Consider the following 24,211-nt stretch of genomic DNA (forward strand, 5'->3'; position numbering starts at 1 on the left):
GTCGCCCCGCCTCAGAGGTCGATCGCCGCCGACAGCATCAGCGTGCGCGGCGCCCCCTGCACAAAAGCCCCGTAAGAGGCCACGCCCGACCAGTAGTGGCGGTCAGCCGCATTCATGACGCTGGCGCGCAAGGTGGTGGCCTTGCCGGCCACCCTGGTGCGGTAGCGCGCGCCGAGGTCGAGCCGCGTCCAGTCCGGCAACTGCTGGTTGTTGGCCTGGTTGACGTACTGCCGGCCGGTGTAGGCCACGCTGCCGGTCAGCGTCAGGCCTGGCAGGCCGATGTCCCATTCGGTGCCCAGATTGGCCTGTGACGAGGGCACGCCCACCGGCGTTTTGCCCAGCGTCGCCGCGCTGTTGGTACGCGTCAGCTGGGCGTCGATCCAGGTCGCGCCGCCGGTCAGCCGCACGCCGGGCGCCGCCTGCCCGAACAGGGCCAGTTCCACGCCCTGATTGCGCTGTTCGCCATCGACCGCGTAGCGTGTGCCGGTCAACTGGCCACTGGGCTTCTTGATGCGGAACACGCTCAGCGTGGCGGTCAGCGTGCCGCGCTCCAGCTTGACGCCGAGCTCATGCTGCCTGGTCTTGTAGGGCGCGAAGATCTCGCCGGCGTTGGCGGCGGTCGGTGGCGCGGTGTCGCCTTTGCTCAAGCCTTCGATATGGTTGGCGTACAACGCCAGGTGCCGCCAAGGCTGGTACGACACGCCCGCCATCGGCGTGTTGGCGCGCTGGTCGTAGCGCGCCGTGATGGCGCCGGCGGAGTTGAAGTTGTCTGACCTGACCTGCTGGCGCCGCACGCCGAACGTTAGTAGTAGACGCGCCTCCAGCGCGGTGATGGTGTCGGCCAGCGCGGCGCCGGACAAATGGGTGGCCGACACCTTCGGCACAGCGGCCGGCGCGGCGACGTCCTGCGCGGCCAGCGTCGCCGGCGCATACAGATTCGACAGCATGGCCGCGCCGCTGACGGTGGCGCGGTCCAGCTGATCGCGGTAGCGGCTGGCCTGCAGCGTGACGGTGTGGCGCGCGCCGGCCACGTCGAAGGCCGCGCGCAGGCCGCCGTCCACGGTGGCGCGGTCGGCGTCGAGGCGGAAATTGTCCGGCGTGACGCGGGTGTCGCCGGCGGCGTTCAGGACGGTCGGTGTGCCGAACAGGCGCGCCACATGCGTGCGCCCGCCGCCGCCGTTGGCGAACAGCGTCAGCCGCTCCGACACAGCGTATTCGACGCGCAGCAGCAGCGCGCGGTCGGCGATCCTGGCCCATTCCCAGGCCTGCGTCACATTGCTGGCGCCATCCGGCGCGGGCGGCACGGCCACGCCGGCGGCGGCCAGGAAGGGTCGCGACGGCGCGTCGAAGCGCTCGCTCTGCGCCAGCGCGTCCAGTGTCGCGCGCAGCTGTTCCCCCTGATAGTCGAGCGCCAGCGCGCCCACGCCCGCCTGGCGCTGCTGCTTGTCGATGGGCGTGTCGCCCTGCTGGCGGCTGCCGTTGAGGCGCACGCCGAACTGGCGGCTGGCGCCGAAGCGGCGGCTGATATCGGCGTGGCCGCCGAACTGCGCGTCGCCCGTGTAGTCCAGCGTTAGCCGCGTGAGGTCGGCATCCAGCGCGCGCTTGGGCACGATATTGATCACGCCGCCGACGCCGCCGTTGGGCGACATGCCGTACAGCAGGGCCGCCGGCCCCTTGATGACCTCCACCCGTTCGGCGTAGTCGGCGAACACGCGGTAATTGGGCGCGACGCCGTACTGGCCGTCGAGCGCGATCTCGCCGGCGTTGCCTTCGCCGATGGCAAAGCCGCGGATGAAGAAGGCGTCCAGGATGCCGCCGGACTGGCCGGTGGCGCGCACCGCCGGATCGCGCGCCAGCACGTCAGCCACGCTGACGGCCTGCTGGTCGGCGATTGCCTGCGCCGTGTAGCCGGTGATGTTGAATGGCGTGGCCAGCACTTCCTGATTGCCCAGCATGCCGAGACGCGCCTTGCGTGCCATCTGGCCGCCGGCGACGCTGTCGTCGCGCGCGGCGCTGACGGTGACCTGGGGCAGGGACGTGTCCTCGTGTTGCGCCTGGGCGTGGGCCAGCGGAGCCGCCGCCAGCAGGGCCAGCGCGGCGGCGCGGTCAAACGTGCTGTACATGATATCCTTTTATTGAATGAGAATTATTTGCATTCGCATGTTAGCATATCCAACCTGCAAAGCGGCCCAATCAGGGATATCGCGCCGGCGCTGGCCGGCTGTCGCTAGGGTTTGATCACCGCCACCGCACCGCCGGACGGCGCCAGCTTCAGCGTAATGGTCTGCATGGCGGTGACCTTGCTGTCGCTGGCGTCCAGGCGCGTGACGTCGTCGCCGTCCTGCAGCACATGGGCGTGGTACTCGCCCTTGCCGAGGAAGGCCAGCGGCACCTTCAGCGTGCGCTCGGATTCGTTGGTCATGGCGCCGACGTACCAGACCTCCCCTTTGCGGCGCGCCGAGACGATGTATTCGCCGATGTCGCCGGCGACCACGCGGGTTTCGTCCCAGCTGGTTGGCACCTGCTGGATGAACTCCGCGCCATCGGCCCAGCTGCCGTCGGCGTTCTTGTAGGCGGCCGGGCTGTCGGCCACCATCTGCAACGGGCTGTCGTATACCACATACATGGCGACCGCCTGGCCGCGCGTGGTCATCACCATCGGTTCGCGGTTGCGCGGCGCGAAATGGGACGGCGTGACGTTGTGGAAGCCGCCCGGCGTGTAATCCATCGGGCCGAGGATCATGCGGGTGAACGGCAGCGTGACGTTGTGCGTGGCGGTGATGCGGCCACCCCACTTGTTGTACTCCGCGCCGAGCACGCCTTCCTGCGTCACGTAGTTCGGCCAGGTGCGATGCAGGCCATTGGGCGGATAGGCGCCGTGCAGGTCGACCATCAGCTGGTACTCGGCGGCTTTGCGCAGCACCTTGTGATACCAGTCGACCATCTCCTGGTCGTTGCGGTTCATGAAGTCGACCTTGACGCCCTTGATGCCCCAGGCGGCGTACTTGCGGAAGGCGGCGTCCATCTGCCGGTCCAGCTGGTGCCACTGCACCCACAGCCACACGCCCACGCCTTGCGATTTGGCGTATTGCAGCAGTTCCGGCATGTCCATCTCCGGCTTGGCCCGGGTGATGTCGGCCTTCGGATTCGGTTCGATGTCGCTGCCCACCGACCAGCCTTCGTCGATCAGGATATCGTCCAGCTTCATCTCCTTCGAGAAGTCGACGAAGGCTTTGTAGGTGGCGGTGTTGATGCCGGCGTTCGGGATGTTCACCGCCCAGTCGTTCCACCAGTCCCACGCGGTTTTGGCCGGCTTGATCCAGCTGGTGTCCTGGATTTGCGACGGCGCCGCCAGTGTCGGGATCAGCGACGATGCCGTCAGGTCGCCCGGCGTATCGCCCAGCATCACCACGCGCCATGGCGTTTTAAATCCCTGCCCATTCAGTGCCACGCTGGCGGAGACGCTTTTGCGCGAGCGGAAATCGCGGTTGTTGTCGAAGCGCGGCGGCAGCGTGACTTGCACGCCGAGACCCGCGTCGCCACGGCCGGACAGGTAGAAGCCGGGATAGTCCTTGACGTCCGATTCGGCGATGGCGAAGGTGGTGGTGCCGACGCCGGTCTTGCACACCAGCGGCGCCATGTAGTTGTGGAAGGGACGGATGCCGGAGGCCTTGGTTGGGTCGTATTCGGCCTCGAAGCTGGTGTCGAAGCGGCCGATGTTGGCGCCCCAGCAGTCGAAGTCCTTGGCGAAGTTGAATTGCGTGGCCTCGCTCATTACCTTCACGGCCTTGAGCCCTTGCTGTTCCGGGATGATGTAGCGCAGGGCGACGCCGTTGTCGTAGGCGCGCACCAGCAGCTGGAATTGCAGCTTGCCGGCGAAGCTGATTTCGGACTGCCGGTAGTGGTCCGGCGCGCTGCGCGCCTTGCCCAGCACGATCTCGTAGCTGTCCTTGATGGTGTTGTCGGTGTGGCCGGTGAGCCTGGCGCCGGCGCCGAGGGTGCCCACGTCCAGCAGCTTCAGTCCCAGCGGCGACGGCTCGATGATGCGTTTGCCGTCGCGGTTCAGCGACCAGGTGAGTTGATCGCTGTCGATGCTGACCGTGTTGCGGCCGTCGGGGGATTTAACGGTGACCGTGGCGGCGCTGGCCGTCGCGGCCAGCAGTCCCAGCGCCAACAGGCTGGCAAGGCGGATCGGATCTACCATGGGTGTGTGACTCCATTTTGATTGTATTGAGCAGTATTCTGCAACCATCAGCGTTATACCGCAATTACGAAAATCACCACCCATTCAATCCGATCCGGTGCGCGTCAGAAAGTCAGCGTCAGGCCGATGTCGAGCGAGCGGCCGTAGCCGGGCAGCGCTTGCAGCGTGCCGCCCTGGCGCTGCAGGCCGGACAGGTAGACGCCGGCCATCGGGTCGGCATACAGCTTGTCCAGCAGGTTGCTCACGCCCACCGAGACGCGCAGGTTTTTCTGCCACTGGTAGTTGCCGCGGACGTTGAGCAGGCCGTAGCCGCCGGTTTGCGGCTCCAACCGGCGGGCGTCGGCGTGGTCCTTGCGGGCCACCAGTTTCGCTTCGAGCTGGTTGGTCCAGGCGCCACTGGCGTGTTCCAGCGTCAGCAGCGCGTTGCGCGGCATGACGTGGTACAGGTCGCCGCCGCCGTCGCTGCGCTTGCCGCGCGTGTAGGCGGCGTTGCCGTTGAACTTGAGGCTGGCGGCCAGCGGCACGCTCCACGACAGGTTGGCGCCGTACAGGCGGGCGTCGTGGTTGGCGAAGCGCAGCAGGGTGGCCGTGCTCTGCTTGCCGTAGGGGGTGAACTGGCCCAGCACGTCGACGTCGATGTAGTCCTGTACGCGGTTGATGTAGGGATTGAGCTTGACGAACCAGGCCTGCGCGCCGGCGCCGCCGTGCCAGTGCGCGGTGACGGCCAGTGTGTAGGCGGTCTCGGGTTTCAGGTCGATGTTGCCGACGTAGCCGTTGCCGTCGCCGAACCAGTTGGTCATGGTCATGGCCATGGTGCCGCGTCCCCAGGCGTAGCGTTCGTAGAGGTTGGGCGAACGGGTCTTGCGGGCGGCGGCCAGTTCCAGCGTGGTCATGGCGTCGGCTTCGTAGCGCGCCAGCGCGGTCAGGTCCAGATTGCCGTCGCGCTGATGGCGCTCGCGCGCGTTGAAGGCGGTGGCGGCGGCCGCGTCGGCGGCGTTCATCATTGCGGTGGAGTAGGGCTGCACGGCGCCGGCGTCCATGCGCACCGATTCCCAGCGCGCGCCCAGCAGTGAGGTCCACTGGGCGTTGTGCACTGTCTCGGCCTCGCCGTACACGGCGATACGGTCGCGCTGGCCGTTGTGGATGTTCACGTAGGTGTTCGGTCCCATCATCATCGAGCCGCTGACGGCCGGCCAGAAGTCCTCCAGGCGGAAGGTGTGGTATTCCTGGCCGACGCGCAGCCTGACCGCGTCGCTGACGGGCAGCGTGGCCTTCAGCGCGTAGCCGAGGTTGCGGCCATGCGTCACCATCGGCATGGTGCCGGGGCGCTCGGGCGAGAAGAAGCCCATTTCGTGGTCGGTGCGCTGCCAGTACAGATTGGCCTCCAGCGCGCCCCAGCCGAAGCGGCGCAGATAGTCGGCGTTGACGAACTTGCCGGTGTTGTCGGTCATGTCCATGTACTGGTTGGGGAAGCCCTGATATGGAATGTGCTGCACGCCGGCGCGCACCGTCAGTTGCTGGTCCTGGTCGCGCATGGCCAGCACGGCGGACTGGTTGATGCTCTCGTACAGGCTGCCCAGCACGCGGTTGCCGTCGCCGTCCTCGTAGCTGTGGCCGCGCGCGTAGGCGGCGCTGTAGCCGAAGCTCAGCGTGTCGCTGGCGATGCCGGCCGAAACGCCGCCGTTGACCGCTTCGCCGTTGCTGCGCCCGCTCAGTGTGACGCGGCCCGAGGTGCGCAGCTGGCCGGCGGTCTCGGCAAACTGCGGCGCGCCGGACTGGACGGTGATGGTGCCGCCGATGCTGTCGCCGCCGGCGCTGACCGGCGTGACGCCGGCCAGCACCTCGATGCGGCCGACCTGCGTCGGGTCGAGGTAGGACAGCGGCGCGTTCATGTGGTTGGCGCAGGCGGAGGTGATTTCCATGCCGTCGATGCGGATCTTCAGGCGGTCGTCGCCGAGGCCGTTGATGAAGGGCAGGCCGGACACGCCGCCGGCCTGCGCCACGCTATAGCCGGGTGTGCTGCTGAGCAGCAACGCGGCGTCGCTCGGGCCGGTGGGGCGTTGCAGCCAGCTCTCGCCGAGGGCGGAGACGATGACCTTCAGTTTGGGATCGGTGATCGGGGTGACCTCGGTTTGGGCGTGGGCGACGCCGGCCGCGGCCAGGCAAATGGTCAGGTAAAGCGATTTCATGGTGTTCCTCGTGAGGTTCGTGTCAGGCGCATGGTTGCGATGGGCGCCACGCGCGGCCAGCAGGCGGCGCGATAAAGAAGGCGGAGACGAATCAGGCGAGGAAAGGCGGCGCGCGTTGCTGCGCGGCGGACCAGATGTGCTGGGCGCGCGGCGCGCGGTAGAACAGTGGTGGGTAAGGAGCGCGGCCAGCGCTCGGCGCCAGCGCCACCGCCGGCGAAGCGGGCAGCGCGTCGGCGCCGCCGTGCAGGGGGCAGAACGCGCAATGCTGCAGGCTCTTGGCGTCGAGCGGCGCCTGGCCGTCGCCGCCGGACGGCTTGACGATCTTGTAGCCGTTGGCGGTACACAGCATCAGGGCCGCGTCAACCTGCGCGCCTGCCGCCAGCGCGTGCGACACCGTCGGCGCGAGCGCGCCGAACAGCATCGCCAGCATGGCGATCCACAGGTACAGCGTTTTCCGCTTGGCCAGGTTGATCATGCGACGATTATAGCCAAACGGAAAAAATCGCGGATTTAGCGGCGCTTACTCAGCTTACTCAGCTTACTCAAACTGGATGCGGGTGATGAAGTAGGCGTTATAGGCGTTGGCCTGGCCTTGTACGGCGATGCCGTCGATGAGCTTGCCTTCGGCGCCCAGTTCCTTCAGCGGCACTTCGACCCGCGACCAGGTTTTGGCCTTGGGCTGGATGAAGTAGCTCGCCTCGACGGGCTTGCCGTCCACCATGGCCTTGACCGCCAGCTCCTGGCCGCCCTGCTGGCCGCCGTTGATGACGAAGGTGAGCTTGGTGTAGCCGGTGGTGGGGAAGGCGTCGTGGTGCAGCGCCAACGCCGACCACGGATCGCCTTGCACCTTGATCGGCTTGGCGCCACCGGCCGGCGTGGTCAGTTCGACCTTGGCCCAGCTCCAGTTTTGCCAGCCGTTCTTCAGTTCATCGTCATACAGCACGAAGGGCTGCGTTTGCGCGGACGCCGAAGGTCGCAGTGAAACGGTGGCCAGTCCCAGTCCGGCCGCCATGAAAGTACGACGCGTTGCCATTGATGTCTCCCGGTTCATTATTATTGACTGTCAAAAATGTACCCGCTTGGCAGCATTTTTTCAACCGGGATGATGGGCGGCGGCTTATTTCGCTTATTTCTTCAGGCACACCGTCAGGTAGGACTTGTCGGTCGAGTACTCGACCGCCATGCTGGACGAGACCGGCATGAACATCGAGTAGTCGGACTGCGCGTCGGCCGGGTCCTTGAGCACCGCCACGCCGTCGAAGTCGACCGCCTGCCGGCCCACGCCCATCTTGTTGAGGGTGACGTTTTCGGTGTGCGAGCGGCCGTTGCTCAGGTTGGTCAAGGTGGCGGTGGCGCCGGCGATGGCGATGGTGCCGGTGGCGCCGCCCTGGTCGGCGCAGGCGTAGCTGCCGTCCAGCGTGGCGCTCAGCGTGCTGGCCTTGGCGGCCACCAGCGTGCCCACGCGCAGGATGTTTTCCTGGTTGCGGCCGTAGCGGTCGATGAACAGCGCCAGGCCGTGGTCGCCGGCGTGCACGTGGACGATGCCGAAGTCCTGCTGGCCCTGACGGGCGACCAGCACGCCGCGCGCGGCGTCCTTGACCAGGGTCAGCGTGGCGCTGTCGAACTCGCCCATGCCAGCGACCGCCGTGCACACGCCCTGGGCGCTGAAGGCGCCATTGCTGCACAGTTGCGCCGAGCCGTCGGCGTTGAGCTTGAGCGCGCCGCGTGGCGTGAACAGCGAGCCGCCGTTGGCGGCGTTGCGCATCGCGCCGAGGAAGGTGTAGGTGCCGGCCAGCTTGGCGACGTCGCCGACGGCGTAGCCGGTGCCGCTGACGGTGCTGGCCTTGCCGCCCATGGTCAGATTGCCGCTCAGCAGGCGGGTGCGGGCGTCGACCGTCAGTTGCAGGCCGGTGCCGGTGTAGGTGGTGAGGTTGCCGGTGGTGGTGGCGGTGTAGCTGCCGTTGCGGTCGGTCAGGCTGAACTGGGTCGAGATGACCTTGACGGTGAAGGTCTTGGCCGCGCTGTCGAAGGTCACGCGCCAGGTGTCGCCGATGTCTGCCGCGACGTCGTACACGGTTTCGTTGGCGTTGGCGCCGGCGATGACGGTCAGGCCGGCCTGGGCGGCCACGGCCTGCGAGGCGGTGGTCACGGCGTCGGTGGTCGGCGTGGTCGGGGTGGTCGGAGTGGTTGGTGTCGTTGGATTAGTCGGCGTGGTTGGTGTCGTCGGCGTGGTCGGGGTGGTTGGATTGGTCGGACCGACCGGTTGCGTCGGATTGCTGGTGCCGTTGTCGCCACCACCACCGCCGCAAGCGGACAACATCGCGCCCAGCGCGATCACGGAAAGAGCGTTTTTCATCAGAGACCTTTGTGAATAGGGAAAGAAATACCAAGTGGCAATATTTTCCCCGGCCCGTTGTTCGAATGCCATGGGATAAATGTTCCATAGACATGGCTGACAATGCAGCGCTGGCTTTGCGTGGACTGTCGTGCAGCCGGGAAGCGCTTGACGCTCGCCAGTCTTGCGTTTACATTAATGACTTACGAGTAAGTTACTTTCACACCCACCTATGCCAGCCCCTCAAGACACCAAGCCACGCTGGGAGCGACGCAAGGATGCGCGGCCGCAGGAGTTGCTGGCGGCGGCGCTGGCGCAATTCGTCGAGCGTGGCTATGCCGCCACCCGGCTGGAGGACGTGGCCAAGCGCGCTGGCGTCTCCAAGGGCACCTTGTATTTGTATTTCACCAACAAGGAAGAACTGTTCAAGGAGGTGGTGCGCGCCAATATCGTCGCCACCATCGGCGAGGCGGAGCAGGACGCCGCCAGCTTCGACGGCCCCAGCGGTGAACTGCTGAGCACACTGTTGCTGCGCTGGTGGACCGAGATCTGGGCCACGCCGCTGGGCGGCATCACCAAGTTGATGTTGTCAGAAGGCAACAACTTCCCCGAGTTGGCGCAGTTTTACAATGAAGAGGTGGTGGCGCGCGGCAGCCTGCTGATCGCCCAGGTGCTCCGCCGCGGCATCGCGCGCGGCGAGTTCCGCCCGGTCGATCCGGTGGTCATGACGCGGGTGCTGATCGCGCCGGTCCTGATGCTGATGATGTGGACCCACTCCTATATGCCGACCTGCGATATGCCGGACGTGGCGCCGGAGGCCTTCATGGAGACCTTCATCACCACCACCCTGCGCGGCCTGCGGGCCGATTCGACCTGACCGCCGGCATGTCCTGTTTTCCATCCAGCTTGCCATTTTCGCAGGTTCACCCCCCTTAAACTGCAGACTGTCGCAATTTCCCGCGATCCGGCCGTCGAATCGTTAATATGTGCCTCCATGCCAGTTCAACGATAAAATGACGGATTATTTAATCCCGACCTGAGTCATAAGATGAATATCGAACAAGCCCGCTTCAACATGATCGAACAGCAAATCCGCCCTTGGGACGTCCTCGACGCCGAGGTGCTGGAGCTGCTGCACGTGGTTAAACGTGAAAACTTCGTGCCGGCCGCGCACAAGGCGCTGGCGTTTGCCGACATCGAAATCCCGCTGCCGGGCGGCGAGGCGATGCTGGCGCCGAAGATCGAAGCCCGTTTGCTGCAGGACCTGGGTCTGAAGAAGCATGAGTCGGTGCTGGAAATCGGTACCGGTTGCGGTTACCTGAGCGCGCTGCTGGCGCACAAGGCGCGCCATGTGACGACGGTGGAAATCTCGCCGGAGCTGAAGGCGCTGGCCGAGCAGAACCTGGCCGACAACGGCGTGACCAATGTCAGCGTGGAGCTGGGCAACGGCGCCCAGGGCTGGGCCACCGGCGCGCCGTGGGATGTGATCGTGGTGGGCGGTTCGCTGCCGGTGCTGCCGGAAGCGCTGCTGCAACAACTGAAGGTGGGCGGCCGTCTGGCGGTCATCATCGGCGCCGCGCCGGCGATGAAGGCGCAGCTGGTCACCCGCACCGGCGAGGCCGGCTACGACACCCGCACCCTGTTCGAGACCAACGTCAAGGCGTTGGAATCGGCGGTGGCGCCGTCGAAGTTCACCTTCTGAGCGGGCCGGCCATGCAGCAGATTACCGCGCCGGAACTGGCCGCTTGGCTGGCCGACGACGCCCGTCCCGATCCGGTGTTGCTGGACGTGCGTGAAAACTGGGAGTTCGAGACCTGCCGTATCGACGGCTCGGTCCAGATCCCGATGAATACCATCCCGGCGCGCATCGACGACCTCGATGAGGAGGCGGCGATTGTCTGCATCTGCCATCACGGTGCGCGCAGCCTGCAGGTGGCCGCCTTCCTGGAGCGTAACGGCTTCGGGCAGATGATCAACCTGACCGGCGGCATCCACGCCTGGGCGCTGCAAGTCGATAGCACGATGGCCAAGTACTAATGGCCAAGTACTGATGGCTGGCGCGCCGGGTGGCCGGCGCGGCGGTGTGTGTTTTTGATTTGTTCAACTTTTTGATGACTCCAACGGAGATTGCAATGCAGAGACCCCTTATCGCCGTGCTGATCGCCAGCGCTTTCCTGACGCTCAACGCACAGGCGGCCGACCTGGTCCAGGTGTACCAGCAAGCGCTGGCCAATGATGCGACCTACGCCAGCGCGCGCTCGTCGCTGGCCGCCGGGCAGGAACGCATCACCCAGGGACGCTCGGGGTTGCTGCCGACCATCGGCGTCAGCGGCAGCGCCTACCGGAATTCTGGCGACGCCACCACGCCCCAGGCCTTTACCGGCATCATGCAAAAGAGCGACACGGAATCGAACACCAATAGTTATACCGTGTCGCTGAGCCAGCCGCTGGTGAACTGGGCCGCGTGGGAGACCTACCAACAGAGCAAGCTGGCGCAGGCCACCGCCGAGGCCACCTTCTCGCAGGCCCAGCAAGACCTGATCGTGCGCGTGGCGCAAGCCTACTTCGACGTGCTGACCGCGCAGGACAACCTGACCTCGACCCAGGCGCAGAAAGTGGCCACCACCGAGCAGCTGGCGTCGGCCAAGCGCAACTTCGAGGTCGGCACCCAGACCATCACCGACACCCACGAGGCGCAGGCCGCCTATGACCTGGTGGTGGCGCAGGAGTTCGCCGCCATCAACGATCTGGAAAACAAGCGCACCGCGCTGCAGGTGATCATCGGCCAGGCGCCGGCCACGCTGGCGCCGCTGCGCACCGGCGTGACCATCGCGCCGCCGTCGCCGGCCACCGTGGACCCATGGATCACGTCGGCGGAATCGCAGAACTACTCGGTGGTCGCCGCCGGCCTGAACGTGGAAATCGCCAAGCGCGAGATCAAGCGCAACCGCGCCGGCCACCTGCCGACCGCCAACTTCGTGGCCAGCAGCACGCACCAGAAACAGACTGGCCCCGCCGGCAGCGTGGTCAATGGCAACGCCGTCGGCGTCACCTGGAGCATTCCGATCTTCAACGGCTTCGCGATCTCCAGCAAGGTGCGGGAAACCATCGCCCTGGAAGACAAGGCCCGCAACGATCTGGAGGCGACCAAACGCGCCGCCTCGCAGAACGCACGCCAGGCGTTCCTCGGCATGAACAGCGGGCTGGCGCAGGTCAAGGCGCTGGAAGCGGCGGAAGTGTCGAGCAAGTCCTCGCTGGAGTCGAACAAGCTGGGTTACCAGGTCGGCGTGCGGATCAACATCGACGTGCTGAATGCGCAAAAGCTGCTGTACTCGACCCAGAAGGATCTGGCCAAAGCCCGCTACGACACGATCATGAACGGCCTGCGTCTGAAGGCGGCGGCCGGCTCGCTGAACGAGGAAGACCTGCAGCCGATCAACGCGCTGCTGCAGCGCTAAGCCACGCGTCTCGGTTGGACTAAAAGTTAATAAAGAGGTAGTATGCGCCGCTGTTGAAGTTAGTAAATAGTGAACGCATATGACGATCTCCGGTAAGTTGAGCAGCAAGCAGTGGGTGGCGTTGGCCGGCGGTTTTGCCGTGCTGGCGCTGCTGGTCATGATGTGGCGCTGGGGCGGCACGGTGGAGGATTCGCAAGCCTACTTCGATACCGCGCGCTAACTGCGCGGCGAGGTGCCGGCCAGCGAACTGCGGGCGCCATTTCCCTACCGTCTGCTGGCGCCGGCCGTGGCGGCCGCGATTCCCGGCGACACGCGCCAGAGCTTCGCGCTGCTGAACTGGCTGTGCATCAGCGCCACCGCCGTCATGGCGGCGCTGAGCGTGCTGCGGGTGGGCGCCAGCCGCCAGGCCGCCGTCCTCGCCGGCCTGCTGATGATCCTGTCGGTGCCGACCTTCTGGTATGCCCCCTATCTGTTGACCGACCCGGCCTCGATCTGCGCCCGCGCCGCGTTTGTGCTGGCGGTGCTCAGCGGTCAGCCGTGGCTGGCCGCGCTGGCCGGCGTAACGGCGTCCGCCGTGCGTGAAGAAAATATCCTGCTGTTGGTGTGGCTGCTGGCGATGCGCCGCATCAGCCTTCCGGCCGGCCTGGCGGCGCTGGCGCTGGCCGGCGTGTGGATGGTGGTGGTGCGCTGGTGGCTGATTCCGGGCCTGCCCAGCTATGTGTGGGCGCCATCCGTCCAGACGGTGATCACGGCGCTGAAGGACGTGCGCTCGCTGGCCTCGCTGGCGACGGCGGCCGGCCTGGTGCTGCCGCTGGCGCTGCTGGGCATGCGCCAGCCGGCGCCGGCGTTGCAGCCGCTCAAATCCCTGCTGTTGCTGATGCTGTTGCCGCCGCTGTACGCGGCGCTGTGCGTGCGGGTCGATGGCCGCGCCATCTGGGGCCTGTACCCGATGCTGGTGCCGTTCGCCGCCCTCTACGGCGTGGCGTGGCTGGCGCGGCGCCGGGCATGACGGCTGACACGCCGCCGGTGTCGCGCCGGCCGTCGGTCCCGCGTGCGCTGTGGCGGGCGCTGCGGCCGCGCCATTGGCTGAAAAACCTGCTGGTGTTTGTGCCGATGCTGGCCGCCCACGCGCTGCATGCGGGCACGGCGCTGCAATCGCTGCTGGCGTTCGCGGCGTTCTGCCTGTGCGCCTCCAGCGCCTATCTGCTCAACGATGTGCTCGACGCGGCGGATGATCGCCATCATCCGGTCAAGCGTCACCGGCCGGTCGCCAGCGGCGCTTTGCCGGCATCGCTGGCGCGCCTGGTCAGCGGCCTGCTGGCGCTGACGGCGCTGGCCGCGTGCGCGTATTACGACGCGCTGCTGTTGCTGGCCGTGGCCGTGTATTTTGTGGCGACCGTGGCGTACTCGCTGTACCTGAAGCGCTTGCTGATGGTCGATACCGTCATGCTGGCCTTGCTGCACACCCTGCGCGTGCTGGGCGGCTGCGCGGTCACCCGCATCGAGCCGTCGTTCTGGCTGCTGGCGTTTTCCTTTTTCCTGTTCCTGTCGCTGGCGCTGCTCAAGCGCCATAGCGAACTGGTCAATCTGCACCGCGCCGGCAAGGATAAAACCTCGGGGCGTGGCTACGCCACGGCGGACCGGCAGCCGATCGGCATGATGGGCATGATGGGCATGAAGAGCGCTTTCGTGTCGGTGGTGATTTTTATGCTGTACTTCAATTCGGCGAACGTGCTCAAGTTGTACACGCATCCGGCCTGGCTGTTCGGCATCGTGCCGCTGGCCATGCTGTGGCTGGGACGGCTGTGGATGCTGTCGTTCCGTGGCGAGGTGCATGACGACCCCTTGCTCTACGTCAGCAAGGACCCGTTCAGCCTGGTGGTGATCGCGGCCTGCGCCGGACTGGGCGCGGCCGCGCTGTAGCGCGTCAGAGGCCGGCGCCGGCGCCGTCGAAGCTGCGCTCGATCAGCTCGATCTTGTAGCCATCCGGATCGGTGACGAAGGCGATCACCGTGGTGCCGCCCTTGACCGGGCCCGGTTCGCGGGTGACGGCGCCGCCGTTGGCCTTCACCGCCGCTGAGGCGTTGTAGATATCCTCGGTCGAGATGGCGATGTGGCCGTAGGCGTTGCCCAGATCGTAGCGGGTGGTGCCGTAGTTGTAGGTCAGCTCCAGCTCGGCGTGCTCCGGATTGGCGCCGTAGCCGAGGAAGGCCAGCGTGTACTGGTATTCCGGGTTGTCGCTGGTGCGCAGCAGCTTCATGCCCAGCACCTTGGTGTAGAAATCGATGGAGCGCTGCAGGTCGCCGACCCGCAGCATGGTGTGCAGAATGCGCATGCTAAATCCTTGTAGATGAAAGCCAAACAGGGATTTTATCAGCGGCTGGCGGTTTGCGCCGCCGCCGGCGCCACGCGCCAGATCACATTGCCGACGTCGTCGGCCACCAGCAGCGCGCCCTGCTTGTCCACCGCCACGCCCACCGGGCGGCCGCGCGCCTTCTCATCCTTGTCGAGGAAACCGGTCAGGAAGTCCTGCGGCGGGCCGGATGGCTTGCCGTTGGCGAACGGCACAAACACCACCTTGTAGCCGCTGTGCGGCTTGCGGTTCCACGAGCCATGCTGGCCGATGAACACGCCACCCTGGTAGGCCGGCGGGAACAGCTTGGCGGTATAGAACGCCAGCCCCAGCGAGGCGGTGTGGCCGCCCAGCGCGTAGTCGGGCACGATGGCCTTGGTCACCAGCGCCGGTTGCTGCGGCTTGACGCGGCTGTCGACGTGCTGGCCGAAGTAGCTGTACGGCCAGCCGTAGAAGCCGCCCTCGCGCACCGAGGTCATGTAGTCGGGCACGAGGTCGTTGCCCAGTTCGTCGCGCTCGTTGACGGCGGTCCACAGCGCCTTGGTCTGCGGCTCGAAGTCCATGCCGTTCGGGTTGCGCAGGCCGGTGGCGTACAGCGTCGGTTGATTGCCGGCCAGGTCCAGCCGCCAGATGGCGGCGCGGCCTTGTTCGGCGTCGATGCCGTTTTCTGCGACGTTGCTGTTGGAGCCGACCGTCACGTACAGATACTTGCCGTCCGGGCTGGCCACCAGGTTCTTGGTCCAGTGGTGATTCAGCGTGCCGGCCGGCAGGTCCATCACCTTGACGCCGGCGGCGCGGATGCTGGTGGCGCCCTGCTGGTAGGGGAAGCGCAGCACGGCGTCGGTGTTGGCCACGTACAGGTTGTTGCCGACCAGCGCCATGCCGAACGGCGAGTTCAGCCCTGTGAGGAACACATGGCGGCTTTGCGCGCCGCCCTTGGCGTCGACGCCGCGCAGCAGCGTGATGCGGTTGGCCGACTGGCTGACCGCGCCGGCCTTCTTCTGCATGTGCTTCATCACCGCGCCTTTGATGCCCTTGCTGTCATCCGGCTTGGGTGGGGCATTGGTTTCGGCCACCAGCACGTCGCCGTTGGGCAGGGTGACCACCCAGCGTGGATGGTCGAGCTCGCGCGCATAGGCGCTGACGCTGAAACCGGCCGCCGGCGCCGGCGCCTCCGCCGTCGACGACCAGGGCGCGGCCTGCGCCACATTCACCGTCGGGATCAGCTTGCGTTCCGGCGCCGGCAGCGCCGGCTGCGGGCCGTAGCCGGTGGGGTAGGACTGGGCGCCGGCCAGTTGCGGGGCGGCGGTGGCGAGCAGCAAGGGCAGCAGCCGGAGGGCGGCGAGGGCGGGCTGGCGCATGGCGTGGGTGTTCCGGTTCGGCGCGTCAGTCGCGGCTGACGTTGGGTTGTGGTTGGGCTTCGGCGTCCGCGCGCGGTTTCTGCACGCCGCGCTGGTTGTGCAGGTCGGTGTCGACGATGCCGCTGTCGATGTCGGCGGCGGCTTGTTGCATGACGCTGCGCTGCTGGTGCGGATGGCCGTCCGGCGATTCGTCGCGCTCGTGCGGCATGCGCTGGTCGCCGTCGTTCTCGACCTTGGCGTTGGTGTTGACGTGCTGGTCTTTCATGCTGGCCTCCGTGGTGTTGTCATAAGACCATCTTAGCGAGTTGGTTTTACGCCCGTCGCCACCTTGAATTCTGACAACATGCGGGGGAACTCGTTTATCATTCAGACCATCTTTCTCGACAGGACCGCCGCATGAGCGTCAAGCCCGCCAACTGTGCCAACTGCGATGCGCCGCTGAGCGGCCACTACTGCGCCAACTGTGGCCAGGAGGCGGTGCTGCACCACGCCAGCACGCGTGAGTTCCTGCATGAATTCATCGGCCACTATGTGGCGCTGGAGGGCAAGCTGTGGGGCTCGCTGGCGCGGCTGCTGTTCCGGCCCGGTCTGCTGACCAATGAATACATCCGTGGCCGCCGCGTGCGCTTCGTGCAGCCGCTGCGCCTGTATCTGACGTTTAGTTTGCTGTTCTTCGCGCTGCTGAAGCTGACCGGCGGCGGCCTGCACGTTCCAGAGGACGCCGATACGGCCGCGCCCAGCGCCGAGGTGGCGGCGCCGGCCAAAACGCACGCGGGCGCGGTCAAACTCGTGCAGGACGATAAGGAGGGCGACAACGCCGAGCAGTATGTCGGCGACCAGCTGGCGCGCTGGCCGGCGCTGCGCCAACAATGGCATGCGTTCAATCGCCTGCCCGGCGAGCAGCAGGTCGGCGTCTTCCAGAAGGGCCTGTATAGCTACGCCCCCTACGCGGTGTTTTGCCTGATGCCGGTGTTTGCCCTGTTTCTCAAAGTGCTGTACCTGGGATCGGGGCGCCGCTTCGGCGAGCATGTGCTGTTCGCGCTGCACACCAATGCCTTCGCGTTCTTCATCTTCGGCCTGATGCTGTTGATGCCGTGGGATGCGGGAAAGATGTTGTGGCTGTGGCTGATCGCCTACCTGCCGTGGGCGATGCGGCGCGTGTATCACAGCAGCCGCTTCGGCACCTTCTGGCGCTGGGCGCTGCTGATGCTGAGCTATTCGCTGGTGCTGGGACTGGCGCTGGCGTTCTCCTCGGCGATGGGCATCATGAGCGTCGGACATTAGGCGGCCCGGTGCTTGCATTAAACACTGTTTAAATGTACAGTTACACGGCCGGTAGGTGATGGCACGCGGCGGGTTTATGGGTTACCCTGCTGCGTGTTCCCGCCCCTAGCCTGAAGCCGAGATTTTTATGACCGCCACGCACGCCGTTTTTCACACTATCGCACTGGTCGTGCGCCCGAATACCGACGGCATCGCCGAGTCGGTGGGCAGCGTGGTCGATTGCCTGACCCGGCGCGGGGTCGAGGTGGTGTTTGAAGAGCAGACCGCCGCCCACCTCGGCATGCGGCTGGACGACCGGCGCGTGCTCAGCGCGGCCGCCATCGGCGCCGAATGCGACGCCGCCATCGTCATGGGCGGCGACGGCACCATGCTGGGCATCGCGCGCCAGCTGGCGCCGTTCGAGGTGCCGCTGATCGGCATCAACCAGGGCCGCCTGGGCTTCATGACCGACATTCCGCAGGAAGGGATGCTGGAGGTGCTGGCGGGCATCCTCAGCGGCAGCTACAAGGCCGAGCGCCGCACCTTGCTTGAAGGGCGGGTCATGCGCGGCGACGAGACCATCCATGTCGGTATGGCGGTCAACGACGTGGTGGTATCGCGCGGCACCGGCGCCGGCATGGCCGAGTTGCGGGTCGATGTCGACGGCCAGTTCATGTACAACCAGCGCTCCGACGGCCTGATCATTTCCACCCCGACCGGCTCCACCGCCTACGCCTTGTCGGCCGGCGGGCCGCTGCTGCACCCGTCGCTGGGCGGCATCGTGCTGGTGCCGATCGCGCCGCACGCGCTGTCCAACCGGCCCATCGTGCTGCCGGAGTCGAGCGAGATCATCGTCGAGATCGTGCGCGGGCGCGACATCAGCGTCAACTTCGACATGCAAACCTTTGCCAGCCTGCAGGCGCAGGACCGGATCGTGATCCAGCGCTCGCCGCACGCGATCACCTTCCTGCACCCGGACGGCTGGAGCTACTACCACACCCTGCGTGAAAAGCTGCACTGGAACGAGTATCCGTCCGGTGAGGGCAAACTCAATTAACCATATTTTCAGGCCTCCATGCTGCGTACCCTGTCCATCCGCGATTTCGTCATTGTCGATACGATCGAACTGGAATTTTCCGCCGGCTTCACGGTGTTCACCGGCGAGACCGGGGCCGGCAAGTCGATCCTGATCGACGCGCTGACGCTGGCGCTGGGCGGCCGCGGCGACGCCAGCGTGGTGCGCGAGGGCGCGGCCAAGGCCGACATCACCGCCGATTTCGCGCTCAGCGCGGCGGCGCGCGCGTGGCTGGCGGCGCATGAATTCGCGGTCGAGGAGGATGGCGCGCTGCTGCGCCGCGTGATCGACAACGCCGGCCGCAGCAAGGCCTACATCAACGGCGTGGCGGCGACGGCGGCGCAGTTGCGCGAGCTGGGCGATCTGCTGGTCGACATCCACGGCCAGCACGCGCACCAGTCGCTGATGAAGACTGAGGCGCAGCGCGATCTGCTGGACGGCCAGGCCGGCGCCGGCGCCCAGGCGCGCGCGGTGGCGGCGGCCTACAAGGCGTGGCGCGCGCTGGCCCGGCAGCTGGAGGAATTCGAGAGCAACGCGGCCAATGTGCTGTACGAGCGCGAGCGGCTGGAGTGGCAGGTCAACGAGCTGGAAAAGCTGGCGGTCAAGCCGGGCGAGTGGGCCGAGGTCAGCAATGAACAGAGCCGGCTGTCGCACGCGGCCAGCCTGCTGGAAGGCGCGCAGGAGGCGCGGGCGGTGATTTCGGAAGCCGAGGACCATCCGATCCTGTCGCAGCTGTCGTCGCTGAACCTGAAGCTGGGCAAGCTGGCCGATATCGACGCCGGCCTGCAGCCGATTGTCGATCTGATCGAGCCGGCGCGCATTCAGCTGCAGGAGGCGGTGTATGCGCTGAACGATTATCTGGATCGGGTGGATCTGGATCCGTCGCGGCTGCGCGCGGTGGAGGCGCGCATGGATGCGATCCATTCGGCGTCGCGCAAATTCCGCGTGCCGGAGGAGGAACTGCCGGAGGAGCACACGCGGCTGGCGACGCGCCTGGCGCAACTGGCCGACGCCACCGACCTGGACGGCCTGCGCCAGCAGGAGGAAAAGCTGAAAGCCGCCTACCTGGCGCAGGCGCGGGCGCTGTCGACCACGCGCGCCCAGGCGGCGGCGGCGCTGGGCGAAGCGGTCACCCGGGCGATGCAGGAACTGAACATGACCGGCGGCCGTTTCGAGGTGGCGCTGCATGCGTGCGAACCAGCCGCGTATGGTGTCGAGCAGGTGGAATTCCTGGTGGCCGGCCATGCCGGCGTGGCGGCGCGCTCGCTGGCCAAGGTGGCCTCGGGCGGCGAGCTGGCGCGCATTTCGCTGGCGATTTCGGTGATCACCTCCAACGCCACCACAGTGCCGACCTTGATCTTCGACGAGGTCGACAGCGGCATCGGCGGCGGCGTGGCGGAAGTGGTGGGGCGCTTGCTGCGTCGTCTGGGGCAGGAGCGCCAGGTGCTGTGCGTGACGCACTTGCCGCAGGTGGCCAGCCAGGCCGGGCAGCACTTCCAGGTGGCCAAGGGCACGCTGGACAACGGCAAGACCGCCTCGCGCATCGACGTGCTCGATTCCAAGTCGCGCGTGGAAGAAATCGCCCGCATGCTGGGCGGCCTGGAAATCACCGCCACCACTCGCAAGCACGCCCGCGAGCTGCTGGCTTCTTGACATAGCTCAATCGCGCTCTTGCGAAACGTCCTAATATCGCCGGAGGGAGGCGGATATGGATCTCGAAAAACGCGTCGAGAAGCTGGAGGCTTTTGCTGACGACGTACCGCACCGGCTGTCGAGGATCGAAGCGCGGCTCGACGTAATCGAGGCGCAGCTTGGTCACATGGCAACCAAGGCTGACCTGGCGGCGCTCGAAACACGGCTCATCAAGTGGTTTATTGTTACAGCATTTGCGATTACCACCGTCATGAGCGGCGTTGCGGTCGCGGTCGCCAAGCTTATACATTAAGATACGGGCTTACGGTGCAACCTTAAGCCTTTCATGACCTTTCAAAAAGAACCTCCCCACAAGCACGGCGCCGTCGGCCGCAGCGCCATCGTCCTGGTCAATCTGGGCACGCCGGACGAGCCGACCCGCTCGGCCGTGCGTCGCTACCTGAAGCAATTCCTGTCCGACCCGCGCGTGGTCGAGATCCCGCGCGCGGTCTGGTGGTTCATCCTCAACCTGATCATCCTGCCGTTCCGCTCCGGCCAGTCGGCCAAGAAATACGCGTCGATCTGGACCGCCGAGGGCTCGCCGCTGCGCAGCAACACCGCCGCCCAGGCGCTCGGCCTGCGCGCCGCCCTCGGCGAGCGCGGCCACGAGGAGCTGACCGTGGCCATGGCCATGCGCTACGGCTCGCCATCGCTGCCCGACGTGCTGGCCAAGCTCAAAGCCGACGGCGCCGACCGCGTTCTGGTGCTGCCGGCCTACCCGCAATACTCCGGCACCACCACCGGCTCGATCTACGACGCCGTGTTCCAGCACTACGGCAGCGTGCGCAACATCCCGGAGCTGCGCTTCGTGCGCAACTACCACGACCACGAAGGCTATATTCGCGCGCTGCGCGACTCGGTGCTGAACCACTGGGAACAGCACGGCCAGCCGGAAAAGCTGGTGATGTCCTTCCACGGCGTGCCGAAACGCACGCTGATGCTGGGCGACCCGTACCACTGCGAGTGCCTGAAAACCGCGCGCCTGCTGGCCGCCGCCCTCAAGCTGAAACCGGACCAGTACCTCGTCACCTTCCAGTCGCGCTTCGGCAAGGCCGAGTGGCTGCAGCCGTACACCGCGCCGACCGTGGCGCAGCTGGCGCGCGACGGCGTGCGCAAGCTGGACGTGATCTGTCCCGGCTTCACCAGCGATTGCCTGGAAACGCTGGAAGAAATATCCATGGAGGTGCGCCATGACTTCGAATCGAACGGCGGCCGCGAGTTCCATTACATTCCCTGCCTGAACGAATCGCCGGCCTGGATCGCCGCGCTGGCGGAAATCGCCGAGCAGCACATCATCGGCTGGCCAACCCAGCTGCCGCCATCGGCGCGCGAGCGGCTGAAAAAAGAGGCGGAAAGCGGCCGCGCCAAAGCCCTTGAGCTCGGCGCCGCCGACTGAAAAGCAACAATTCCCCCATCGCCACACCGTCACCCGCTAATCAGCACTTGCGGGTGACGAGTGCCAGCCTGTTAAAATAGCCGCCTGATGCCAGCTTGATGTTGCCGAAATGGCAGGAAAAATAAACCCTTGAAGTCGTAGGTTATTGCCCCATTTACTGCCACAGTGGTAACAAAAGTAATGTCAAACAAATACGATTGTAGGAGTCTCTAGATGCAAGATCAGGAAAACCAAGCCGTCCCACCTAATCCAGAGGCGGCAGAAGCCGCTGCGTCGGCCCCACCATCGACCCCGGAAGCGCTGCTGTCGCCGCTGGAACAACAGCTGGCCGACACCGAAGCCAAGCTGGCCGAGATGCACGACGCCTTCATGCGTGCCAAGGCCGACGGTGAAAACATCCGCCGCCGCGCCCAGGAAGACGTGGCCAAGGCCCACAAGTTCGCGGTGGAGAGCTTTGCCGAAGCCATGGTGCCGGTCAAGGACAGCCTGGAAATGGCGCTGAAAGTCGAGGCGCCTACCGTCGAATCGCTAAAGGAAGGCGTTGAAATGACGCTGAAACAACTGGCCTCCGCCTTCGAGCGCAACCGCCTGATCGCCATCGAACCGGCGCAGGGCGAGAAGCTGGACCCGAACAAGCACCAGGCCGTCGCCGTGGTGCCGGCGGAGCAGGAAGCCAACACCGTCGTCGCGGTGCTGCAAAAAGGTTACATGATCGCCGACCGCCTGCTGCGCCCGGCCATCGTCACCGCTGCGCAAGCAAAATAAATTTAAGCTCTTGAAACAATAGCGCTTTTCCACATATTAGTAGCATCTGAACTTTAGCAAATTAAGGAAAAAAATCATGGGTCGAATTATCGGTATCGATTTGGGAACCACCAACTCCTGCGTTTCCGTCATGGAAAACGGCCAGCCTAAGGTCATCGAAAATGCCGAAGGTGCGCGCACGACGCCATCCATCATTGCTTACCAAGACGATGGTGAAATTCTGGTCGGCGCGCCGGCGAAACGCCAGGCGGTGACCAACCCAAAAAACACGCTGTTCGCGGTGAAGCGCCTGATCGGTCGTAAGTTCGACGAGAAGGAAGTGCAGAAGGACATAGCCCTGATGCCTTACACCATCACCAAAGCCGACAACGGCGACGCCTGGATCGGCGTGCGCGACAAGAAACTGGCGCCGCCGCAAATCTCGGCCGAAGTGCTGCGCAAGATGAAGAAAACCGCCGAAGACTACCTGGGTGAGGAAGTCACCGAGGCCGTCATTACCGTGCCGGCGTACTTCAACGACTCGCAGCGTCAGGCGACCAAGGACGCCGGCCGTATCGCCGGCCTGGACGTCAAGCGCATCATCAACGAACCAACCGCCGCCGCGCTGGCCTTCGGCCTGGACAAGACCGAAAAGGGCGACCGTAAGATCGCCGTGTACGACTTGGGCGGTGGTACCTTCGACGTGTCGATCATTGAAATCGCCGACGTCGATGGCGAGAAGCAGTTCGAAGTGCTGTCGACCAACGGCGACACCTTCCTGGGCGGCGAAGACTTCGACCAGCGCGTGATCGATTACATCATCGAAGAGTTCAAAAAGGTCAACGGCCTGGATCTGAAAAAAGATCCGATCGCCCTGCAGCGCATCAAGGCCTCGGCCGAGCGCGCGAAGATCGAACTGTCGTCGTCGCAGCAGACCGAGATCAACGAGCCGTACATCGCCATGGCGAACGGCGCGCCGGTCCACCTGACGCTGAAAATGACCCGCGCCAAGCTGGAATCGCTGGTGGAAGAACTGATCATCGCCACCATCGAGCCATGCAAAACCGCGATCAAGGATGCCGGCGTTAAAGTATCGGACATCGACGACATCATCCTGGTCGGCGGTATGACCCGTATGCCGAAGGTGCAGGAAAAGGTCAAGGAATTCTTCGGCAAGGATCCACGTAAAGACGTGAATCCGGACGAAGCCGTGGCCGTCGGCGCCGCGATTCAAGGTTCGGTGCTGTCGGGCGAGCGCAAAGACTTGCTGCTGCTGGACGTGACCCCGCTGTCGCTGGGTATCGAAACCCTGGGTGGCGTGATGACCAAGATGATTCACAAGAACACCACGATTCCGACCAAGTTCTCGCAAGTGTTCTCGACCGCCGACGACAACCAGCCCGCAGTGACCATCAAGGTCTACCAGGGTGAGCGCGAAATCGCCGCCGGCAACAAAGGCCTGGGCGAGTTCAATCTGGAAGGCATCCCGCCAGCGGCACGCGGCACGCCACAGATCGAAGTGACCTTCGACATCGACGCCAACGGCATTCTGCACGTCGGCGCGAAAGACAAGGCCACCGGCAAAGAGAACAAGATCACGATCAAGGCCAACTCCGGCCTGACCGAAGCGGAAATCCAGAAAATGGTGAAGGACGCCGAAGTCAACGCCGAGGAAGACAAGAAAGTGAAGGAACTGGCCGAGTCGCGCAACCAGGCCGACGCGCTGGTGCACTCGACCCGCAAGTCGCTGACCGAATACGGCGACAAGCTGGACGGCGGCGAGAAAGAGAAGATCGAAGCGGCGATCAGCGACCTGGAAGCCTCGATCAAGTCGGGCGACAAGGCCGAGATCGACGCCAAGGTGGCCGCGCTGTCGAGCGCTTCGCAGAAACTGGGCGAGAAGATGTACGCTGACATGCAGGCACAGCAAGCCGCTGGCGGCGCCGAAGCCGGCGCGCAGCCTGGCGCCGGCGCCGAGCAGGCCAAGCCGCAGGACGACGTGGTTGACGCTGACTTCAAGGAAGTCAAAGACAGCAAGTAATCCCCGTCATTCCCGCTTGCGCGGGAACGACCGACGCCGAGTCGTGTGGCAACGCCGCCGGCTCGGCTTTTTCGCATAAATCAGTACAGAAACTAAGCAG

General features: G+C 65.5%; 23 protein-coding genes. 14 read left to right on the plus strand and 9 right to left on the minus strand.

Going from position 1 to position 24,211, the window contains the following annotated elements:
- Window positions 1-11: 11 nt before the first annotated feature.
- From GTP44_RS06640 to GTP44_RS06665, 6 genes are all read right to left on the minus strand, one after another.
- A complete protein-coding gene (locus GTP44_RS06640) occupies window positions 12-2,123 on the minus strand; it encodes a TonB-dependent receptor (protein WP_202424005.1) in 2,112 nt (703 codons plus the stop codon).
- Between the two features lie 104 nt (window positions 2,124-2,227).
- Window positions 2,228-4,204, minus strand: coding sequence for a glycoside hydrolase family 97 protein (locus tag GTP44_RS06645; protein WP_161018807.1), 1,977 nt, complete (start codon window positions 4,202-4,204; stop codon window positions 2,228-2,230).
- A 104-nt stretch (window positions 4,205-4,308) separates the two neighbouring features.
- Complete coding sequence (locus GTP44_RS06650; RefSeq protein ID WP_161018808.1) at window positions 4,309-6,393, minus strand: TonB-dependent receptor; 2,085 nt, start codon at window positions 6,391-6,393, stop codon at window positions 4,309-4,311.
- Window positions 6,394-6,484: 91 nt separating this feature from the next.
- Window positions 6,485-6,868 carry a DUF2946 domain-containing protein gene (locus GTP44_RS06655; protein ID WP_161018809.1) on the minus strand — a complete coding sequence of 128 codons (384 nt, stop codon included), beginning with the start codon at window positions 6,866-6,868 and terminating at the stop codon, window positions 6,485-6,487.
- A 63-nt stretch (window positions 6,869-6,931) separates the two neighbouring features.
- On the minus strand, window positions 6,932-7,426 hold the full coding sequence (locus GTP44_RS06660) for a hypothetical protein (RefSeq protein ID WP_161018810.1): 495 nt from the start codon (window positions 7,424-7,426) through the stop codon (window positions 6,932-6,934).
- A gap of 93 nt (window positions 7,427-7,519) precedes the next feature.
- Window positions 7,520-8,749, minus strand: coding sequence for a hypothetical protein (locus GTP44_RS06665; RefSeq protein ID WP_161018811.1), 1,230 nt, complete (start codon window positions 8,747-8,749; stop codon window positions 7,520-7,522).
- Between the two features lie 211 nt (window positions 8,750-8,960).
- Here GTP44_RS06665 and GTP44_RS06670 point away from each other — a divergent pair, with 211 nt between their 5' ends.
- From GTP44_RS06670 to GTP44_RS06700, 7 genes are all read left to right on the plus strand, one after another.
- Window positions 8,961-9,605, plus strand: coding sequence for a TetR/AcrR family transcriptional regulator (locus GTP44_RS06670; protein ID WP_161018812.1), 645 nt, complete (start codon window positions 8,961-8,963; stop codon window positions 9,603-9,605).
- A 171-nt stretch (window positions 9,606-9,776) separates the two neighbouring features.
- Window positions 9,777-10,430, plus strand: a complete 654-nt coding sequence (locus GTP44_RS06675; protein WP_161018813.1) for a protein-L-isoaspartate O-methyltransferase family protein — start codon at window positions 9,777-9,779, stop codon at window positions 10,428-10,430.
- Window positions 10,431-10,441: 11 nt separating this feature from the next.
- Window positions 10,442-10,765: a rhodanese-like domain-containing protein gene (locus tag GTP44_RS06680; RefSeq protein ID WP_160989140.1), complete on the plus strand. Its 324-nt coding sequence runs from the start codon at window positions 10,442-10,444 to the stop codon at window positions 10,763-10,765.
- Between the two features lie 95 nt (window positions 10,766-10,860).
- Window positions 10,861-12,186 (plus strand): TolC family outer membrane protein, encoded by a 1,326-nt coding sequence (locus tag GTP44_RS06685; protein ID WP_161018814.1) that lies wholly within the window; start codon window positions 10,861-10,863, stop codon window positions 12,184-12,186.
- Window positions 12,187-12,265: 79 nt separating this feature from the next.
- On the plus strand, window positions 12,266-12,406 hold the full coding sequence (locus GTP44_RS06690) for a hypothetical protein (RefSeq protein WP_161018815.1): 141 nt from the start codon (window positions 12,266-12,268) through the stop codon (window positions 12,404-12,406).
- A gap of 12 nt (window positions 12,407-12,418) precedes the next feature.
- Window positions 12,419-13,195: a hypothetical protein gene (locus GTP44_RS06695; RefSeq protein WP_161018816.1), complete on the plus strand. Its 777-nt coding sequence runs from the start codon at window positions 12,419-12,421 to the stop codon at window positions 13,193-13,195.
- Window positions 13,192-14,109, plus strand: a complete 918-nt coding sequence (locus GTP44_RS06700) for a UbiA family prenyltransferase (protein ID WP_161018817.1) — start codon at window positions 13,192-13,194, stop codon at window positions 14,107-14,109. Before GTP44_RS06695 ends, GTP44_RS06700 begins: the two co-directional genes overlap by 4 nt.
- Window positions 14,110-14,113: 4 nt before the next feature.
- Here GTP44_RS06700 and gloA read toward each other — a convergent pair whose 3' ends face one another.
- The 3 genes from gloA to GTP44_RS06715 are packed head-to-tail and all read right to left on the minus strand — an operon-like array spanning window position 14,114 to window position 16,165.
- Window positions 14,114-14,521: a lactoylglutathione lyase gene (gene gloA, locus GTP44_RS06705; RefSeq protein WP_161018818.1), complete on the minus strand. Its 408-nt coding sequence runs from the start codon at window positions 14,519-14,521 to the stop codon at window positions 14,114-14,116.
- Window positions 14,522-14,559: 38 nt separating this feature from the next.
- Complete coding sequence (locus GTP44_RS06710) at window positions 14,560-15,900, minus strand: PQQ-dependent sugar dehydrogenase (protein ID WP_161018819.1); 1,341 nt, start codon at window positions 15,898-15,900, stop codon at window positions 14,560-14,562.
- Between the two features lie 25 nt (window positions 15,901-15,925).
- Window positions 15,926-16,165 carry a hypothetical protein gene (locus tag GTP44_RS06715; RefSeq protein ID WP_161018820.1) on the minus strand — a complete coding sequence of 80 codons (240 nt, stop codon included), beginning with the start codon at window positions 16,163-16,165 and terminating at the stop codon, window positions 15,926-15,928.
- 131 nt (window positions 16,166-16,296) lie between these two features.
- On the opposite strand from GTP44_RS06715, the gene GTP44_RS06720 reads away from it, so the two are divergent.
- The 7 genes from GTP44_RS06720 to dnaK all read left to right on the plus strand — a co-directional run bounded on the left by GTP44_RS06720 (window position 16,297) and on the right by dnaK (window position 24,111).
- Entirely contained in the window at window positions 16,297-17,184 is an 888-nt protein-coding gene (locus GTP44_RS06720) for a DUF3667 domain-containing protein (protein ID WP_161018821.1), read from the plus strand.
- A gap of 127 nt (window positions 17,185-17,311) precedes the next feature.
- Window positions 17,312-18,220, plus strand: a complete 909-nt coding sequence (locus tag GTP44_RS06725; protein ID WP_161018822.1) for an NAD kinase — start codon at window positions 17,312-17,314, stop codon at window positions 18,218-18,220.
- An 18-nt stretch (window positions 18,221-18,238) separates the two neighbouring features.
- Window positions 18,239-19,891: a DNA repair protein RecN gene (recN, locus tag GTP44_RS06730; protein WP_161018823.1), complete on the plus strand. Its 1,653-nt coding sequence runs from the start codon at window positions 18,239-18,241 to the stop codon at window positions 19,889-19,891.
- Window positions 19,892-19,946: 55 nt separating this feature from the next.
- The gene (locus GTP44_RS06735) at window positions 19,947-20,183 is read left to right on the plus strand and encodes a hypothetical protein (protein ID WP_161018824.1); all 237 of its coding nucleotides are present in this window, start codon (window positions 19,947-19,949) and stop codon (window positions 20,181-20,183) included.
- Window positions 20,184-20,216: 33 nt separating this feature from the next.
- Window positions 20,217-21,326: a ferrochelatase gene (gene hemH / locus GTP44_RS06740; RefSeq protein WP_161018825.1), complete on the plus strand. Its 1,110-nt coding sequence runs from the start codon at window positions 20,217-20,219 to the stop codon at window positions 21,324-21,326.
- A gap of 213 nt (window positions 21,327-21,539) precedes the next feature.
- Window positions 21,540-22,091 (plus strand): nucleotide exchange factor GrpE, encoded by a 552-nt coding sequence (grpE, locus tag GTP44_RS06745; RefSeq protein ID WP_160989152.1) that lies wholly within the window; start codon window positions 21,540-21,542, stop codon window positions 22,089-22,091.
- 76 nt (window positions 22,092-22,167) lie between these two features.
- On the plus strand, window positions 22,168-24,111 hold the full coding sequence (gene dnaK, locus GTP44_RS06750; RefSeq protein ID WP_160989153.1) for a molecular chaperone DnaK: 1,944 nt from the start codon (window positions 22,168-22,170) through the stop codon (window positions 24,109-24,111).
- Window positions 24,112-24,211: the final 100 nt, after the last annotated feature.

The organism is Duganella lactea (assembly GCF_009857505.1).
Taxonomy (GTDB): domain Bacteria; phylum Pseudomonadota; class Gammaproteobacteria; order Burkholderiales; family Burkholderiaceae_D; genus Rugamonas; species Rugamonas lactea.

What these genes read in the sequence shown, in the direction of transcription:
- GTP44_RS06720 (WP_161018821.1), top strand. Translation starts at nt 16,297, where the DNA reads ATGAGCGTCAAGCCCGCCAACTGTGCCAACTGCGATGCGCCGCTGAGC.
- GTP44_RS06685 (WP_161018814.1), top strand. Translation starts at nt 10,861, where the DNA reads ATGCAGAGACCCCTTATCGCCGTGCTGATCGCCAGCGCTTTCCTGACG.
- GTP44_RS06700 (WP_161018817.1), top strand. Translation starts at nt 13,192, where the DNA reads ATGACGGCTGACACGCCGCCGGTGTCGCGCCGGCCGTCGGTCCCGCGT.
- grpE (WP_160989152.1), top strand. Translation starts at nt 21,540, where the DNA reads ATGCAAGATCAGGAAAACCAAGCCGTCCCACCTAATCCAGAGGCGGCA.
- GTP44_RS06735 (WP_161018824.1), top strand. Translation starts at nt 19,947, where the DNA reads ATGGATCTCGAAAAACGCGTCGAGAAGCTGGAGGCTTTTGCTGACGAC.
- GTP44_RS06710 (WP_161018819.1), bottom strand. Translation starts at nt 15,900, where the DNA reads ATGCGCCAGCCCGCCCTCGCCGCCCTCCGGCTGCTGCCCTTGCTGCTC.
- GTP44_RS06645 (WP_161018807.1), bottom strand. Translation starts at nt 4,204, where the DNA reads ATGGTAGATCCGATCCGCCTTGCCAGCCTGTTGGCGCTGGGACTGCTG.
- GTP44_RS06665 (WP_161018811.1), bottom strand. Translation starts at nt 8,749, where the DNA reads ATGAAAAACGCTCTTTCCGTGATCGCGCTGGGCGCGATGTTGTCCGCT.
- hemH (WP_161018825.1), top strand. Translation starts at nt 20,217, where the DNA reads ATGACCTTTCAAAAAGAACCTCCCCACAAGCACGGCGCCGTCGGCCGC.
- GTP44_RS06640 (WP_202424005.1), bottom strand. Translation starts at nt 2,123, where the DNA reads ATGTACAGCACGTTTGACCGCGCCGCCGCGCTGGCCCTGCTGGCGGCG.
- dnaK (WP_160989153.1), top strand. Translation starts at nt 22,168, where the DNA reads ATGGGTCGAATTATCGGTATCGATTTGGGAACCACCAACTCCTGCGTT.
- gloA (WP_161018818.1), bottom strand. Translation starts at nt 14,521, where the DNA reads ATGCGCATTCTGCACACCATGCTGCGGGTCGGCGACCTGCAGCGCTCC.
- GTP44_RS06655 (WP_161018809.1), bottom strand. Translation starts at nt 6,868, where the DNA reads ATGATCAACCTGGCCAAGCGGAAAACGCTGTACCTGTGGATCGCCATG.
- GTP44_RS06690 (WP_161018815.1), top strand. Translation starts at nt 12,266, where the DNA reads ATGACGATCTCCGGTAAGTTGAGCAGCAAGCAGTGGGTGGCGTTGGCC.
- GTP44_RS06660 (WP_161018810.1), bottom strand. Translation starts at nt 7,426, where the DNA reads ATGGCAACGCGTCGTACTTTCATGGCGGCCGGACTGGGACTGGCCACC.
- GTP44_RS06715 (WP_161018820.1), bottom strand. Translation starts at nt 16,165, where the DNA reads ATGAAAGACCAGCACGTCAACACCAACGCCAAGGTCGAGAACGACGGC.
- GTP44_RS06725 (WP_161018822.1), top strand. Translation starts at nt 17,312, where the DNA reads ATGACCGCCACGCACGCCGTTTTTCACACTATCGCACTGGTCGTGCGC.
- GTP44_RS06650 (WP_161018808.1), bottom strand. Translation starts at nt 6,393, where the DNA reads ATGAAATCGCTTTACCTGACCATTTGCCTGGCCGCGGCCGGCGTCGCC.
- recN (WP_161018823.1), top strand. Translation starts at nt 18,239, where the DNA reads ATGCTGCGTACCCTGTCCATCCGCGATTTCGTCATTGTCGATACGATC.
- GTP44_RS06680 (WP_160989140.1), top strand. Translation starts at nt 10,442, where the DNA reads ATGCAGCAGATTACCGCGCCGGAACTGGCCGCTTGGCTGGCCGACGAC.
- GTP44_RS06670 (WP_161018812.1), top strand. Translation starts at nt 8,961, where the DNA reads ATGCCAGCCCCTCAAGACACCAAGCCACGCTGGGAGCGACGCAAGGAT.
- GTP44_RS06675 (WP_161018813.1), top strand. Translation starts at nt 9,777, where the DNA reads ATGAATATCGAACAAGCCCGCTTCAACATGATCGAACAGCAAATCCGC.